Here is a 17,797-nt window from a genome sequence, read left to right as displayed (position 1 = left end):
ATATGAATAAATTCGAACAATTAGGATTGAATGAATCGCTTTTGCTGGCGATTAAAGATCTAGGATTTGAAAGTCCGTCTGAGGTACAAGAGAAAGCGATTCCCTTATTATTAGAAAAAGATACAGATATAGTTGCGTTAGCCCAAACAGGGACTGGGAAAACCGCAGCTTTTGGTTTTCCTCTAATTCAAAAAATCGACGTAAATACCAAACACACTCAAGCTTTAATTCTTTCGCCAACAAGGGAGTTGTGCTTACAGATAGCAAATGAGATTAAGCAATATTCTAAATACGTAAAAGGCTTTCATACGGTAGCTATTTATGGTGGTGCAAGTATAACAGACCAAGCTAGAGAAATCAAGCGTGGTGCTCATATTATTGTCGCAACACCAGGTCGTATGCAAGACATGATTAACCGAGGTATGGTTAATATTAAAGACATTCAGTACTGCGTTCTAGATGAAGCAGACGAAATGTTAAACATGGGATTCCATGAAGATATCACTGCAATTTTATCAGACACCCCTGAAGATAAAAGCACGTGGTTATTCTCAGCAACAATGCCTGCAGAGGTAGCTAGAATAGCTAAAGTTTTCATGAAGGATCCTGCTGAAATTACAGTTGGTCATAAAAATCAAGGTTCTAAAAGTGTTAGCCATGAATTTTATTTAGTAGGTGCACGTGATCGTTACCCTGCTTTAAAAAGACTAGCTGACGGTAATCCAGATATTTTTTCTGTTATTTTCTGTAGAACCAAAAGAGATACCCAATCTATTGCAGAAAAATTAATTGAAGACGGATACAATGCAGCTGCATTACATGGTGACTTATCACAAGCACAACGTGATGGAGTTATGAAAGCGTTCCGTGGAAAACAAATTCAAATGTTAGTAGCAACAGATGTTGCTGCCAGAGGAATTGACGTTGATGATATTACACACGTAATCAACTATCAATTACCAGATGAAATCGAAACTTATACTCACCGTAGTGGTCGTACAGGTCGTGCGGGAAAAACTGGTACTTCTATTGTAATTATTACTAAAAGCGAACTACGTAAAATCGGAATGATTGAACGTATTATTCAAACAAAATTCATTGAAAAGGCTGTGCCTACTGGAATTGAAATTTGTGAGACGCAATTATTACACTTAGCGAACAAAATCAACAATGTTGAAGTAAGTTCAGATATAGACGCTTATTTACCTGCTATTACAGAAGTATTGAAAGACTTGGATAAAGAAGAGTTAATCAAAAAAATGGTTTCTGTAGAATTTAATAAATTCTTAGAATACTACAAAAAATCTTCTAACTCATTAGGATCGGTTTCTTCTTCTTCAAGAGGTGAGTCAGCCAAAGTTCCTACAGACGGAGCAGCTAGGTTCTTCATTAACTTGGGAGCTAAAGACGGTTTAGACTGGATGAGCCTAAAAGATTATCTTCGTGATACATTACAATTAGAGAGAGACGATCTTTTCAAAGTTGATGTAAAAGATGGATTCTCATTCTTTAACACTGAAGCTGAACATTCTGAAAAAGTAATGGAAATGCTTAATGGTTCAGATTACAACGGACGTAAAGTAAACGTTGAAGTATCTAGTAACGATGGTGGAGGAAGAAGCAACAACAGAAGAGACCACAACAACCGTGGAGGTGGTAGCAGAGGTTTTTCTGACAGAGGAAGATCAGACAGACCACGTTTCGACAGAGGAGGAAGCGGAGATCGCAACTCATCAGGTGGTAGTAGAGGTTTTTCTGACAGAAGTTCTGACCGTAACTCATCAGGTGGTGGAAGAGGTTTCTCTGACAGAAGTTCTGACCGTAACTCATCAGGTGGTAGTAGAGGATTCTCTGACAGAAGTAAAGGAGACCAAATACGTCAACCTAGAAACGAAAGAAGCTCTTCAGCGCCAAGCAGACGCACACGCAGAGATTAATTTGTTAAAAATTATCAAATAACACTTTAAACTGTAAAATATCTTTTACATTAGAGCATTCTAATAACCTATGAGATATTTTACAGTTTTTTTATTGACACTATTTTGCGTTTTAACTAGTAATGCGCAAGAAAAACAAGTAGTTAAAGGAGTTATCTACAATGATATATCTTTTTTACCAGTAGATGACGTCAATGTCATTAACCTATCCAAAGTAAAAGGTGCCGTCAGTCGACTTGATGGAAGCTTCGAAATTGAAGCCAGTCTAAACGATTCTATACACTTTTCATATCCTGGTTATTTAGCCATCAAACTAAAAGTCACCAACGATTGGCTTAAAGATGAAAACGTAAAAATTTACCTTACGGAACAAGCCTATACCCTAGACGAAATTATTATCAAGAAATATGAGTTAACAGGATATTTAGAATCCGATACCAAACTTATAGAACTTGAAAATCGCATGAATTATAATTTCAATAAGGGAAAAGGGACATTGGGATATTACAGTAACCCCTCCATTGGTTCTTACTTTAGCCCAGTTGATGTTGTCTATAACATATTCAAAGGGAAAAGCAAAAATCTAAAAAAACTAGAAGCAGTAAAAGAAGACCAAAACATGTTGGCTTTATTACAAACTCGTTACGACAGAGAAACAGTATGTGGACTTCTTGGAATAACTAGACAAGATATCGTAAAAACTCTAGAAAATTGTAACCATACTGATCGATTTATATACACAGCTACTGATTTTCAGGTATACCAAGCACTTAACGAATGTTATGAACAGTCAAAGATAATGGCAAATCAAAACAGGGGTAATCAAAAGTAAACACCTTTAAAAATGTTTGCATTAAATTAATTCATTTAGTTTGAAAATAGCATTATTTTTGCGCAAATAGAATATATACTCACCAGTAATCCTTTCCGTAAAATGAACATCATTTTAAAAGCTGCAAAAGTTATAGACCCAAAAAGTCAATTCCACAATCAAATAGTAGACATACATATTGAGCAAGGAGTTATCACTCAAATAGCAAACAATATTACAGAAGCTAACAGTACACCATATCATTTAGAAAACCTTCACGTATCTAGAGGTTGGATGGATTCTTCTGTCAATTTAGGAGAACCAGGTTATGAAGAAAGAGAAACTATTGTAAATGGACTAAATGTCGCTGCAAAAAGTGGTTTTTCACAAATAGCACTACAACCAAATACACAACCAATTATAGATTCTCAAAGTTTCATAAGCTTCACAAAACAAAAAGCATATGGATCAGCCACTGAACTATACCCAATAGGATCATTAACAAAGAAATCAGAAGGTTTAGATTTGGCAGAATTATTCGATATGAGTAATGCTGGAGCAATTGCCTTCGGAGATTACAACCAATCAATAAAAAATCCTAATGTATTAAAAGTGGGTTTGCAATACGTTCAAGACTTTGATGGACTAGTAATCGCTTATTCCGAAAACAAAGACATTAAAGGAAACGGAGTTGCACATGAAGGGATAATGAGTACTCGATTGGGGTTAAAAGGAATACCGGCATTAGCGGAAGAAATAGAAATAGCACGTAATTTATATTTACTTGAATATACTGGAGGTAAACTACACATTCCAACAATTTCTACTGCAAAATCTGTAGAACTTATACGACAAGCTAAGCAAAAAAAACTAAACATCACATGTAGTGTCTCAGTACATCAATTGGTACTAAACGACGAGGTTCTTAGTGACTTTGATACAAGATTTAGAGTATCTCCTCCCCTACGTGATGACAACCATCGAAAGGCTTTAATAAAAGGAATCGAGGATGGCACTATTGACTGTATCACTACAGACCACAATCCTCTTGATATAGAACATAAGAAATTAGAATTTGACAACGCTACATCAGGAACAATTGGACTAGAATCTGCCTTTGGAGCTCTATTAACAGTACTGCCATTAGAAGTCATTATCGACAAACTAACATCAGCTAAAAATATTTTCAAAGTTAAAAACACTTCAATTGAAATAGGTGAAAAAGCAGACCTATCACTTTTCAATCCAAAAGGTAGTTATATTTTCACAAAAGAGCATATCCTTTCTAAATCTAAAAACTCAGCATTCCTAAACCTTGAATTAAAAGGTCATGTTTATGGAATCTACAATCAATCACAACTAATTTTAAAATAACACATCGTGAATAACCCATTGAATGAAAAAGGAATGAACGAAGGTAAGAAGATTGCGTTAGTCGCTCATTTCACAATTATAGGCTGTCTTATAGCAATGTTTATGAATATGGAGCCCAAAGATAAATTTGCTGGTTATTATATCAAACAAACCTTAGGGGTACACTTACTGTTTTATGTATTAGCTTATTTCGTAGGTTATTTTGATAGTTGGATGATCTCAGGCTCTTTCTTCGTATGTGCATTCATACTTTGGCTATACAGCTTTTTAGGAGCGGTTTCAGGAGAGATAAAAGAAGTTCCTATTCTAGGAGCATCATTTCAGAAATGGTTTAAAAATGTATCAGTTTAGTTTAAAATGGAAAACAATTTATATTATTTAGTTCAAGAACCCACAATTAAGAAAGATAAACATCCACTAATCCTTTTATTACACGGATATGGAAGCAATGAAGAGGATTTATTCTCTTTCGCTCCAGAACTTTCAAACGAAGCGTATATTGTTTCTGTTAGAGCTCCCTATACCGTACCTCCGTATGGATATGCATGGTATGCAATAAACTTTGATGCAAATCAAAATAAATTCTCAGACGACAATGAAGCAATAGAATCAAGAGAAAAAATTGTTCACTTTATAGATAACCTTCTTTCAAAATATCCTATTGACCCTACACAAGTGAATCTTATAGGATTTAGCCAAGGAGCAATTCTTAGTTATGCTGTAGCACTCTCATATCCTGAGAAAATAAAAAAAGTAGTGGCTTTAAGCGGTTATTTCAATGAAAACATACTAGTACCTAACTTTAAGGAGAATAACTTTGAAAAAATCAGCTTCTTTGCATCTCACGGAACCGTTGATCAAGTCATTCCAATTGAATGGGCGAGAAAAACTCCAGAGATTTTGAATAAATTAAAAATAGTAAATAAATTTAATGAATACCCCGTAGGGCATGGAGTACATCCATTAAACTTCAAAGATTTAAAAACCTTTTTAGAGAAATAAAATAAAGAAGCTGGAATCTTAGTATGATTTCAGCTTTTTTTATACTTCAAACTCATTGTTTTACAACCACTCAATAAGTGAAACTCCAAGTCCAACAGTAGTCTGCTTATAGTTATAATCAATCAAGGTTTCTCCATAACCATGTGTAACCTGTAGAATCGCTTTTAAATTTCCTTTTATAGGATAAGACCATGTGAAATCAGCATAGCCTTTAAATCGATTATTTAAGCGCATATTACTACGTACCAATAAACTAAAAACTTGTTCCTTGTGAGTGTAAACAAAAGTTGCATCCCCTACACCAATATAATTTCCGATTTGTGGATTATCATCCGTATCAAATTTCTCAGAAAATCGAATCCATGGGCGAATTGTAAAACTCAAATCCCTATATTCAAAAGCAGCATGAAAAACGACCCTGTTCCAACTTCTAGAGTAAGGTAAGCTCTTACCATTAGATTGATGATTTAAAGCTAAACCCACCATCTTAGGTTTTAATCCAAAAATACTTGCATCTGAAGGTAAAGGGTAGTTGAAAATAACTTCGGGTTCATAATTCAACTCTCTAAATGGCCTTGAGAGTTTTTCGTTAAAAACCTGCCAATTTGCAGTTTGAGTAAATCCTAACCATATATCTCCTTTTCCAAATAACAATCCAGAAGTTATTTTTGTTTTAATACTCAATTGAAAACGAGCTTCAAAATTATTGTAATCATTTGGGATTTTTGCAACATTATCAGGATTTAAACTCGTAGGAAGTTTATTTGGACGATTAGACCATCGCCCTGGCAAAATATAGATTGGTTTATAAGGAACCACTACAAAAGTTCCTTGACTACTTTCAGAAGTCAACTCCCAACGTTCATCTAGTGTACTCTCCCGAGTTTCGAAATTTTTAAAATCAGTCTGTTGTGCAAACAAATTTAAGGAGGAACACAAAAGCATTCCCCAAATGAAAATAATACTACTTAGCTTCATAGCAATTGAATTAAGTCAGTTATAGTTTCCTAAAGTTAATCTTTTTCAGCTTTATACACTTCTACTTGTCTAAATAATTCGTTCAAATCATTAGAGCTAAGATAGGGCTGTAAAGCAAGTAAGTTTTCTTCTGATAGATCATATATCTTCAAATTGATTAACCTTTTAATTATATCGTCTTCAAATCGGGAGCCGATAACTTTTGCAGGATTTCCACCAACTATAGAATAAGCAGGAACATTTTTAGTAACAATAGAACCTGCCGCAACAACAGCACCTTCACCAATAGTAACACCAGGCATAATAACAGAACGAATACCCAACCAAGCACCATCATCTATAATAGTATCACCCTTCTGTTGATAAGATTCAACAATAGATTCTTTAAAAGGATATAAACTAAACCAATCCATTCGATGAGTATTATTGCCTCCCATGAGAATTATCACTTCCGCACCTATACAAACGAAGTTTCCAATATATAATTGATCTAACTCCCAAATAGGTTCCCAGTTTTTAAGACTATACGAATCTCCATATAGATAACGAACCACTGATTCTTCAAAAGAGCCAGTCCATGCATCACTATAATAACTCTTAGTCCCTTTAATATGAATGTTGGGATTTTTTACTGTTTCGTGAAGCTTTTCTACTTTAGACCAATGTTTTTCTCCTTCTATATTCAATGTGCAACTATACTAGCTCAATTATATCTTATTCTTCTTCCTTTTTTTCTTCCGTTTCATCCAAAGAAATAGAAACTTGTCCGTCGTTCTCCACATTAAATAAATCTGGATTCAAATCATCTAAAACCACTTCAGATGTTTCCTGAACCTCTTCTTCTTCATAAGGAAAAGACTCTAAAACATTTACTTGTTTTACCTTATCACTCGTCAATTGATTACCTAAAGCTTTAATTCCTTTAACAGATATAAACTGCTCAACATTAACCTCTAAACTCTCTTTCTGAATACCTTTTACCTTAGAAAAAACAACTTCTACACGTGGTAAATAATCCGTAGAAACAACTTCTAATTTAGACTTCTCATGATCAGAAATAAACAACTCTTCTTTACTTTCATTCTCAACCAAAAAACGCTTGATATAATAACGCTCCTTTTCTCCATCGTAATAGATTACAGAAATAGGTTTCTCTGGTTTCCATTTCTCTAACACAATCATATCCTCATCAAAATGACTAGTAAGCTCTGGAACAATCGTTTTTACTTTACCCGATTGCGTAATAATCAACAATCTATCATTAGCCTTAAACTCTCCTAACAAAGAGCCTCTACCGTCCACATTTAAGCGATGAACCGTATCATCAAACCAAATCTTACGTGGCCGCAATGTAGAAATCCCTTTCTCTTTTAATTCAATCTTTTTAATTCCATATTTAGTAACTAAATTACCTTTAACACCACGTCCTTTAATCAGTAAGTCTGCAAAATCTAAATCAAACTTCAACTTTTTAACACTACTAATCAAGCGCAACAAGATAGTAACTACCTCCGCCTCTCCATTTGGATTACAAGAGAAATATAAAATCTGAGAACCTGGTTTATCCTGTGTAATTGGATATACCTTATCACGAGTTACACCAGCAACATTAAAGCGTTTTACATAAGAAGAACCGGATTTTCCATCTCTATAAATAACGTTGTAAATCGTTCTGTTGTCATTCTTATTAAATATAGCAATATGTATAATATCTTTACCTACGAATTTCTTTTCATCAACTTTAGTGATAATCATACTACCATCACGCAAGAACACAATTACATCATCAATATCAGAACAATCAGCAACATATTCATCTTTTCGTAAACCAGTACCTATAAACCCTTCTGCTCTATTTACATACAGCTTTGTGTTTCTCAATACAACTTTAGTAGCCTCTATTGTATCAAAACTACGTATCTCAGTTTGGCGCTCTCTACCCTTACCATATTTTTCTTTTAACTTAGTAAAATAAGCAATAGCAAAATCTATCAAATGTAAAAGGTGGTATTTAACTTGTTCGATAGCCCCTTCCAAATCTTCAATTTTTTGATTTGCCTTGTCAATATCGAATTTTGAAATTCTTTTAATTTTGATTTCAGTCAAACGAGCTAAATCATCTTGACTAACTGCTCTCTTCAAATGACCTATATAAGGCTTCAATCCTTCATCAATAGCATTTAGAACCCCTTCCCATGTTTCCTCTTCCTCAATCAAACGATAAATTCTCTTTTCAATAAAGATACGTTCCAAAGATAAGAAGTGCCATTGTTCTTCTAATTCACCTAATTCTATCTCAAGTTCTTTACGCAATAATTCCACTGTTTGATTAGTAGAAATTTTAAGCATATCAGAAACTCCAATAAACAAAGGTTTATTATCACGAATTACACAACCTAATGGAGCAATAGAAGTTTCACAGCCTGTAAAGGCGTACAAAGCATCAATCGTTTTGTCAGGAGAAACACCTGGAGGTAAATGCACTAAAATTTCAACATCAGCTGCTGTATTATCCTCAATCTTTTTAATCTTGATTTTACCTTTCTCATTCGCTTTTAAAATACTTTCAATAAGCGAAGTAGTATTAGTTGAGAAAGGAATTTGTGTAATCACAAGAGTATTCTTATCCAATTGAGAGATTCGCGCACGAACTCGAACACGTCCACCACGCAATCCTTCATTATAATTAGAAACATCAGCAATTCCTTGAGTAGGAAAATCCGGATACAATACAAAAGGTTTCCCTTTCATGATTTTTATAGATGCATCGATCAACTCATTAAAGTTATGAGGCAATATCTTAGTAGATAAACCAACAGCAATTCCCTCACCACCTTGAGCTAATAATAATGGAAACTTTACAGGTAAATTAACTGGTTCATTTCTTCTCCCATCATAAGAAGATTGCCAGCTTGTAATCTTTGGAGAATACAATACATCAAGTGCAAACTTGCTTAACCTAGCTTCAATATAACGCGAAGCCGCTGCACCATCACCTGTTAAAATATTACCCCAGTTACCTTGTGTATCAATTAATAAATCCTTTTGACCGATTTGAACCATAGCATCTCCAATACTCGCATCACCGTGCGGATGATATTGCATCGTATGACCTACTACGTTCGCTACCTTATTATAGCGACCATCATCCAATTCTTTCATCGAGTGCATAATTCTACGCTGAACTGGCTTAAAACCATCTTCAATAGCAGGAACAGCACGCTCTAAAATAACATAAGAAGCATAATCGAGAAACCACTCTTTATACATTCCTGTTACTTTTGTAATAGTCTCTGGAATTTCAACTCCTTCAGGAGTTTCGTTTACAGACAGTTCATTCAAATTAGTATCTTGATTATCGTTATTGTCAATAGGATTTAAATCCTTATTATCTTCGTTCATCATTTTTATAAATCTTCTACTACGTCTAGTTCAACTTTCAAATTATCAATGATAAACTCTTGTCTATCTGGTGTGTTTTTACCCATATAGAATTCTAACATTTTATCGATAGAAATAGTCTTATCAAGCATAACAGGATCTAATCGGATATCCTCACCTATAAAGTACTTAAACTCATCAGGAGAAATCTCCCCCAAACCTTTGAATCGAGTAATTTCAGGTTTTGGTTTTAATTTCTCAATAGCTGCTATACGTTCCTCTTCACTATAGCAGTATATCGTTTCTTTTTTATTCCTTACACGGAATAAAGGTGTTTGCAAAATATACAGATGTCCTTCTTTAATTAATTCAGGAAAAAACTGTAAGAAGAATGTAATCAACAACAAGCGAATATGCATACCATCTACATCGGCATCCGTTGCTATAACAATATTGTTATAACGCAAATCTCCCATACTCTCTTCAATATTTAAAGCAGCTTGTAGTAAGTTAAACTCCTCGTTCTCGTAAACAATCTTCTTCGTCATACCATAGGAGTTTAAAGGTTTACCCCTTAAACTAAACACAGCTTGTGTATTAACATCTCTAGATTTCGTAATTGAACCAGAAGCAGAATCCCCTTCCGTAATAAACAAAGTACTTTCCAAATAACGTGGATTTTTAATATCAGCTAAATGTACTCTACAATCGCGAAGCTTTTTATTGTGAAGACTTGCTTTCTTAGCGCGATCCCTTGCAATCTTACGAATACCTGAAAGTTCTTTACGCTCTCTCTCTGCTTGAAGAATCCTGCGTAACAAAGTCTCCGCTACTTCAGTATTTTTATGCAAATAATTATCTAACTGTGTTTTAATAAAATCATTAACAAATGTTCTAACAGTCGTTAATTCAGGTCCCATATCTGTTGAACCCAATTTCGTTTTTGTTTGAGATTCAAAGACAGGTTCTTCAACTTTTATCGAAATCGCAGCTACGATAGATTTTCGAACGTCAGATGCATCAAAGTTTTTATTGTAAAACTCTTTTATTGTACGAACAATACCCTCCCTAAAAGCTACTAAATGCGTCCCTCCTTGAGTTGTGTTTTGTCCATTCACAAAAGAATAATATTCTTCAGAATACTGAGTACGACTATGAGTAATTGCAATCTCTATATCATTCCCTCGCAAATGAATGATTGGATACAACATATCATCTGCATCTATGTTTTCTTCTAATAAATCCTTTAAACCATTATCTGAATAAAATTTCTCACCATTAAAAAGAATAGTAAGTCCCGTATTCAAGTAACAGTAATTTTTGAGCATACGCTCTATATATTCCTTCCTGTATTTATAATTTTTAAAAATGGTTTCATCAGCTATAAAAGAAACCTTTGTTCCTTTGCGTTTTGTGGTTTCAATAACCTCTTCCTCAACCACCAGGTTACCACCACTAAATTCAGCTGCCTTTTGTTGATTATCACGAACAGACTCTACCCTAAAAAAAGAAGATAATGCATTGACAGCTTTAGTACCAACACCATTTAATCCAACTGATTTCTTAAAAGCTTTTGAGTCATATTTACCACCTGTATTCATTTTAGAAACCACATCTACCACTTTACCCAATGGAATACCACGTCCATAATCACGAACAGTGACAACCTTATCTTTAAGAGTAACCTCTATAGTTCTTCCTGAGCCCATTACAAACTCATCAATACTATTATCTAAAACCTCCTTAATCAGAATATAAATACCATCATCAGGTGATGAACCATCTCCTAATTTTCCGATATACATTCCTGGACGCATCCGAATATGTTCCTTCCAATCTAAAGAGCGTATATTATCTTCGGTATATTGAATTTGATCTTGCATAAATAAAAATAAGGTATAATAAGGTAGTTTCTGCTAAATTAAGCATTTTTAAACAAATAATAAAATTAGTCCCTCTCTCTTAAAATGAAAGAACAAACGAACTTAAAAGGATTATTTGGTTGATTTAATCACGTATTTCTCAATTTCAACGGAATAGTCTCCTGGTTTAATTTTCTCTCCATACAACAAGGCATAATTCTTAGTAAATTCAGCACCAAAATAAAGAATCATAGCCGAATAGTACACCCAAATCAACATGATTATAATAGAACCGGCCGCTCCATATAAAGACGATTGAGCCGTAGTTCCCAAATACAAACCAATTCCAAATTTGCCTATCATAAACAATATAGCTGTGAAAGCTGCTCCAACAAAAGTATCTTTCCAACGAATCTTACCATTAGGTAATGTTTTAAATATCAATGCAAACAATAAAGTTATAATACTAAAAACCAATATATTATTTAGAATATTAACTAAATGAAGTGTTTCTTCAGCAAAAAATGAAGCTAAGTAATTATAAAATAAGCTAACAATAGAATTCAACATCAAACTAACTAGAAGAACAAATCCTACAGAAGCAATCATTGCAAATGACAATAATCTATTTTTCACCAAACGAATAATACTTTTGTTAGGTCTTGCTGCAAAACCCCACATATAATTTATAGAACTCTGAATTTCTGCAAAAACCCCAGAAGCACTAAACAGCAAAAAACCTACTCCAATTACAGTAGGTAAAATTCCCTCTCTATTAACCGTAACCTTCTCCATAGCCGCCTGCAATTCAATAGCCGTATTCTCCCCTATTAAATCAGTGATTTGAGAATAAAAATAATCCGACACTTCCTTTTGTTCAAAGAAAAAGCCACTCAAAGAGATAATAAGAATTATTAATGGAGGAAGAGCAAAAATGGTATAATAAGACAAAGCAGCACTAAACTTCATTGCATTATCATCCATAAAGTCCATCACCGAATTTTTAAATAAAGTCAGTATCTTGTTAATCGTCTGTTTGTTCATATTTTAACGGTAATGTCTTAAAATTCCAGTGTCAGTCAAAGTCCAAAAAGCAGCTTTTTGATTCGCAAATTTTAATCCTTGATTAATCCAAGTATTACAAGTATAAAACGCACTATAGCTCCCTTTCGCTTCATAAAAATAGTCATTTAATCCGTAACCTGAAGACTTTATTAAAATTCCTTTATCATTACTATCAAGTATAAAATACTTATGAATATAATCTACTAATAACTGATAATCAACACTATTCATCCTTACATGAACACAATCTCTATCCACAGTAACTGTCTTCATTTGCGTTATATGTAAAGCCGTAGATCCTAAACCACTAATAGCTTCAAAAGCAGTTTTAAACTTTAAATCCTTCCATTCAGGTGTATTGAGATAAAAACCTCTATCGCCCCAACCAATAGCTACCCATCCTCCTTTATTTGAATCCAATCCTAACAAATCTTGCCAATCTGTATGTTTGTTAACCATTGGAACAATAAAATCTGTATGAACCCCATTAGTTGAAAGATATATTGAAACCGTATCATCACTTTCAAACACAGTCGATTCATTAATCCCAATTAAGGAGGTAATCCAAAAAACTCCAACATAGCTCAAAAGAATAGCTATTAGACTTAATAAAGCAATTCGCATACCGGAAAATAATTTCTTCATCGCAAAGCATACTAGGTGAAACAAAAATAAAAGAAAATAAAAAAAGAGAAGCAAACACTTCTCTTTAATTTATTGTTTAATAGAACTTACTATTAATTATACATTAAATCTAAAATGCATAACATCTCCATCCTTAACAATATATTCTTTTCCTTCAACTCGCAGTTTTCCAGCTTCTTTAACTTTAGCTTCGGAACCGTAACTTACAAAATCATCATAAGCAATTACTTCAGCTCTAATAAAACCTTTTTCAAAGTCAGAGTGAATAACACCTGCTGCCTGAGGAGCAGTATCACCAACCTTGATAGTCCACGCACGAACCTCTTTAACACCAGCTGTAAAATACGTTTGTAAATCCAACAATTTATAAGCAGAACGGATCAATTTAGAAACACCCGGTTCACTAAGCCCCATATCTTCTAAAAACATTTGGCGTTCTTCATACGTTTCTAATTCTGTAATATCAGCCTCTGTTCCAACTGCCAAAACAATAACCTCTGCATCCTCATCTTTTACAAGCTCTTTTACTTGTTCAACATAAGCATTTCCATTAACAGCAGCATCTTCATCAACATTACAAACATATAACACTGGTTTAGAAGTAATTAATTGAAAAGCTTCCAATAACTCTTCCTCGTCTTGGTTTTGAGCTTCAATAATACGAGCAGACTTACCTTGCATTAGACAAGCATGGATACGCTCTAATAAAGCTGCTTCCAATTGTGCTTCCTTGTTACCTGTCTTTGCAGCTTTTTTTACTTTATCTAGACGTTTTTCAACTGTATCTAAATCTTTCAATTGCAATTCGATGTCAATCGTTTCTTTATCTCTAATAGGATTCACATTACCATCAACGTGAACTATATTATCATTATCAAAACAACGCAATACATGAATAATGGCATTACACTCTCTAATATTACCTAAAAATTGATTTCCAAGCCCCTCTCCTTTACTAGCACCTTTAACCAAACCAGCAATATCAACAATCTCTACTGTAGCAGGTAAAACACGCTCAGGATTCACTAATTCCTCCAATTTTTCAAGGCGAGTATCCGGAACGTTTACAACACCAATGTTAGGTTCAATAGTACAAAATGGAAAATTAGCACTTTGCGCTTTGGCATTCGACAAACAATTAAATAAAGTCGATTTTCCTACATTAGGTAATCCTACAATTCCTGCTTTCATAATTTATTAGCTATATTTCTTATTAATATAATGGTTGCAAATATATTGAAAATAATAGAAGTTTCCTCTTTTCGTTTTATAGTTATTTATACTCTACTTTCTAATCATTAAGTATCTCTTTCAATATATTTTCTCTGCTAATAATACAAAATTCTAGCTCCGAACATTGAGGTCTCAATCACTTTTAAAACTACATCCTATTCAAAACACTTACCCTTTAGTAATACATATTACCAATCCTAGATGCAACCGACATATACCCCATTTACTAACCTTTAAATCCCACTTCCACTCCACTTGCTTTACAATTACACACCGCTAGCAACACCCTTACAACTAGTAGGGAGACTAGGAGTTAATCCGAAGAGCTATGACTTTCTTAACAAGACATAATAATATGAAAGATTTTAATCCATATACTTCGAATATGATTATTTTGATCAATTATGATCAATCTTGATTTATTTAAAAATACAATAATTTAAAAATCAAACATTTACAAATACTCAATATGGATTTGTTCGGATGTTGTTCGGATATTCATAGTATTTACTTGGGTTTGAGAGCTGTTTTCCGAACAAGACCCAAACAAGACCCGAAGGAAATCTAAAAAGAACCCAGACATAATAAAAAAAGCTGTCTAAATATAATCACATAATGACTAACCTGTAATCTATCGCTTCCTTAATAGATACATACTATTAATATCTATAATTTTCATGTAACAAATCTTTCTAGTAACATTATTCATCTGGATGATTTTAACTACTTAATACTATTACATTCTTGACAAATTCATGAATTTACTTCTTAGCGTATTTTCGAATCATTAAATTCACGCATATACAAATCATCAAAATCCCTACACTACTCCCTTAACTGCCTATTAACTTTATTTCTAAAGGTCTTAATCACATAAATTAACTATATTTGTGGCGAAATAAAACAATACGTAATCTAAATAAAAAAGATGAATCAAGAAGACTTACTTCACGAAGATATCGGAGATAATCACATCGCTTCTAGCGAGTTCACACCTTTAAGAAAGGATGCATTTGACATAGCAGATGATGAAAAAATTGCTTTAATTAGAAAAGATGTAGAGAATATTTTAACCACTTTAGGAATGGACCTTACTGATGACAGTATGAAAGGGACCCCTAATCGCGTTGCTAAAATGTTTGTAAAGGAGATTTTTGGAGGTTTAAACCCTTCTAAAAAACCTTCTGCTTCTACTTTTGAAAATAACTACAAATACGGAGAGATGTTAGTGGAGAAAAACATAGTGGTTTATTCTACTTGTGAACACCACTTACTTCCAATCATTGGTCGTGCTCATGTTGCCTACATTTCAAATGGTAAAGTAGTAGGTCTTTCTAAAATGAACCGAATTGTAGATTATTACGCAAAAAGACCACAGGTTCAAGAGCGTTTGACTATACAAATCGTTAGAGAGCTTCAAAGAGTCCTAAACACAGATGATGTTGCTTGTGTTATCGATGCAAAACACCTTTGTGTGAACTCTAGAGGTATTCGTGATATCGAAAGTAGCACTGTTACTTCTGAGTTTGGAGGAAAATTTAAGGAAGAAAAAGTTCGCAGAGAACTATTAGACTATATTAAATTGAACACAGAATTCTAATGTTGAATTAAAACAGCAATATATTCATGGCATTATATCAAGATCAGCAAATTAAACTTTATAATTCCTTATCAGGAGAAAAGGAGATTTTCAAACCCATACACGAAGGAAAAGTGGGAATGTATGTTTGTGGACCAACGGTTTACAACTTTGTGCATCTTGGAAATTGTCGCACCTTTATTTCTTTTGATTTAATATATCGCTATTTAAAACATCTTGGATTTCAAGTTCGCTATGTTCGAAATATTACCGATGTTGGTCACATTGTAGACGATGCAGATGAAGGAGAAGATAAAATTGCTAAAAAGGCTCGTATTGAACAGATTGAACCTATGGAAGTGGTGCAGAAATACACCATTAACTTTCACAACATTCTTAAACAGTTCAACAACATTCCTCCAAGCATTGAACCAACGGCAACCGGACATATCATTGAACAAATTGAAATCATACAAGAAATCATTCGAAATGGCTACGGTTATGAAGTGAATGGTTCTGTTTATTTCGATGTAGAGAAATACAATCAATCACACGACTACGGTATTTTAAGTGGTCGCAAGATTGAAGATATGATTTCCAATACACGTGATCTAGATGGACAATCAGACAAACGCAATCCATTGGATTTTGCGCTTTGGAAAAATGCCGAACCACAACACATTATGCGTTGGCCTTCACCTTGGGGAGAGGGTTTTCCTGGTTGGCATTTAGAGTGTACAGCTATGAGCACAAAATATTTAGGTAATCACTTTGATATACATGGAGGTGGAATGGATTTAAAATTCCCTCACCACGAATGCGAGATTGCTCAAAATGAAGCTTGTACTGGCAATAGTCCTGTTAACTACTGGATGCACGCCAATATGCTTACTTTAAACGGTAAGAAAATGGCTAAATCTACGGGTAACAATATTTTACCTGAAGAATTATTCACTGGTGAAAACGATATTTTAAGCAAAGCTTTTTCACCTAGTGTTGCTCGTTTCTTTATTTTACAAGCCCATTATCGTAGTATTTTAGACTTTTCTGATGATGCTATCTTAGCTTCTGAAAAAGGTTTTCATAGATTAATGGAAGCATTTGATGGTATTCAGACTATCGAAACTACTCCAACATCTACTGTTGATATAGCAACGTGGAAACAATCTTGCTACAATGCAATGAATGACGATTTTAATAGTCCTATTTTAATAGCACATTTATTTGAAGGGGTTCGAATTATCAATCTTTTGAAAGACGGAAAAGAATTTATCACAACACAAGATCTTTCTATCCTAGAGAACACCATGAAAGCATTTATCTTTGATGTATTAGGTCTTGAAAATGCAAACCTAGAAAAAGCCAATAATGGCAAACTAGAAAATGTTGTTCAGATGCTAATTGATATGCGCAATGAAGCAAGAGCTAATAAAGATTTTGCCTTATCCGATCAAATACGAGATCGTTTAGCTGTACTAGATATTCAACTAAAAGATGGTAAAGAAGGTACCACCTTCTCTCTATAATATATTAAAGGGTGTTTTAGAAATGAAACACCCTTTTCCTATATCCCCTTAGCTTATGCTTAGAAAAATAGTGATACTTCCTTTTCTTATTCTCATTCGGTTTTATCAAATCGCTATATCACCCTTTTTTCCTCCTACCTGTAGGTATAGCCCTAGTTGTTCCCATTATACTTTAGAAGCTTTGCGCGCACACGGACTTATTAAAGGTAGCTGGTTAGGTGCGAAACGAATTTTGAGTTGCAATCCATGGGGAGGCAGTGGCTACGACCCTGTCCCTACTCCAAAGGATAAAAACACTCATTCCTGAACCGATAACCTATTAGAGGCTGCAAAAACAAATTGTAAACCACTTTCTTATTTTCTATGAGCTTATTCTTTAAATTGAGTTCTTGTGATTATATAAA

15 protein-coding genes are annotated in these 17,797 nt (G+C 33.9%); 8 read left to right on the top strand and 7 right to left on the bottom strand.

Annotated elements, in window-relative coordinates; translation table 11 throughout:
- Nucleotides 1-2: 2 nt before the first annotated feature.
- The 5 genes from BM024_RS01460 to BM024_RS01440 all read left to right on the top strand — a co-directional run bounded on the left by BM024_RS01460 (nt 3) and on the right by BM024_RS01440 (nt 5,124).
- Nucleotides 3-1,937, top strand: a complete 1,935-nt coding sequence (locus BM024_RS01460; RefSeq protein ID WP_090677671.1) for a DEAD/DEAH box helicase — start codon at nt 3-5, stop codon at nt 1,935-1,937.
- Between the two features lie 70 nt (nt 1,938-2,007).
- Nucleotides 2,008-2,769, top strand: a complete 762-nt coding sequence (locus BM024_RS01455; protein ID WP_090677670.1) for a peptidase associated/transthyretin-like domain-containing protein — start codon at nt 2,008-2,010, stop codon at nt 2,767-2,769.
- A gap of 102 nt (nt 2,770-2,871) precedes the next feature.
- A complete protein-coding gene (locus tag BM024_RS01450) occupies nt 2,872-4,122 on the top strand; it encodes a dihydroorotase (protein ID WP_090677669.1) in 1,251 nt (416 codons plus the stop codon).
- A 6-nt stretch (nt 4,123-4,128) separates the two neighbouring features.
- Nucleotides 4,129-4,473: a hypothetical protein gene (locus tag BM024_RS01445; RefSeq protein ID WP_317039998.1), complete on the top strand. Its 345-nt coding sequence runs from the start codon at nt 4,129-4,131 to the stop codon at nt 4,471-4,473.
- Nucleotides 4,474-4,479: 6 nt separating this feature from the next.
- Nucleotides 4,480-5,124, top strand: coding sequence for an alpha/beta hydrolase (locus tag BM024_RS01440; RefSeq protein WP_090677668.1), 645 nt, complete (start codon nt 4,480-4,482; stop codon nt 5,122-5,124).
- Between the two features lie 60 nt (nt 5,125-5,184).
- On the opposite strand, the gene BM024_RS01435 is transcribed toward BM024_RS01440, so the two are convergent.
- The 7 genes from BM024_RS01435 to ychF form a co-directional block, all read right to left on the bottom strand.
- Complete coding sequence (locus tag BM024_RS01435) at nt 5,185-6,102, bottom strand: phospholipase A (protein WP_090677667.1); 918 nt, start codon at nt 6,100-6,102, stop codon at nt 5,185-5,187.
- A gap of 35 nt (nt 6,103-6,137) precedes the next feature.
- Nucleotides 6,138-6,788, bottom strand: a complete 651-nt coding sequence (locus BM024_RS01430) for a CatB-related O-acetyltransferase (protein ID WP_090677666.1) — start codon at nt 6,786-6,788, stop codon at nt 6,138-6,140.
- A 28-nt stretch (nt 6,789-6,816) separates the two neighbouring features.
- Nucleotides 6,817-9,504: a DNA gyrase/topoisomerase IV subunit A gene (locus BM024_RS01425; protein ID WP_090677776.1), complete on the bottom strand. Its 2,688-nt coding sequence runs from the start codon at nt 9,502-9,504 to the stop codon at nt 6,817-6,819.
- Between the two features lie 5 nt (nt 9,505-9,509).
- Nucleotides 9,510-11,366, bottom strand: coding sequence for a DNA topoisomerase IV subunit B (locus BM024_RS01420; protein WP_090677665.1), 1,857 nt, complete (start codon nt 11,364-11,366; stop codon nt 9,510-9,512).
- A gap of 111 nt (nt 11,367-11,477) precedes the next feature.
- On the bottom strand, nt 11,478-12,389 hold the full coding sequence (locus BM024_RS01415) for a YihY/virulence factor BrkB family protein (RefSeq protein ID WP_090677664.1): 912 nt from the start codon (nt 12,387-12,389) through the stop codon (nt 11,478-11,480).
- A gap of 3 nt (nt 12,390-12,392) precedes the next feature.
- Nucleotides 12,393-13,055, bottom strand: a complete 663-nt coding sequence (locus tag BM024_RS01410; RefSeq protein ID WP_090677663.1) for a DUF2459 domain-containing protein — start codon at nt 13,053-13,055, stop codon at nt 12,393-12,395.
- A gap of 96 nt (nt 13,056-13,151) precedes the next feature.
- Nucleotides 13,152-14,246, bottom strand: coding sequence for a redox-regulated ATPase YchF (gene ychF / locus BM024_RS01405; protein ID WP_090677662.1), 1,095 nt, complete (start codon nt 14,244-14,246; stop codon nt 13,152-13,154).
- Between the two features lie 970 nt (nt 14,247-15,216).
- Between ychF and folE the strand changes: the two genes are divergently transcribed.
- From folE to yidD, 3 genes are read left to right on the top strand one after another with little or no spacing between them, the layout of a single operon-like run.
- Nucleotides 15,217-15,888: a GTP cyclohydrolase I FolE gene (gene folE, locus BM024_RS01400; protein WP_090677661.1), complete on the top strand. Its 672-nt coding sequence runs from the start codon at nt 15,217-15,219 to the stop codon at nt 15,886-15,888.
- A 26-nt stretch (nt 15,889-15,914) separates the two neighbouring features.
- Nucleotides 15,915-17,393, top strand: a complete 1,479-nt coding sequence (gene cysS, locus BM024_RS01395) for a cysteine--tRNA ligase (protein WP_090677660.1) — start codon at nt 15,915-15,917, stop codon at nt 17,391-17,393.
- 55 nt (nt 17,394-17,448) lie between these two features.
- Nucleotides 17,449-17,700, top strand: coding sequence for a membrane protein insertion efficiency factor YidD (gene yidD / locus BM024_RS01390; protein WP_090677659.1), 252 nt, complete (start codon nt 17,449-17,451; stop codon nt 17,698-17,700).
- Nucleotides 17,701-17,797 lie beyond the last annotated feature (97 nt).

This window comes from Myroides guanonis (assembly GCF_900114085.1).
Lineage (GTDB): Bacteria > Bacteroidota > Bacteroidia > Flavobacteriales > Flavobacteriaceae > Flavobacterium > Flavobacterium guanonis.
This window is presented reverse-complemented; position numbering and strand designations above follow the sequence as displayed.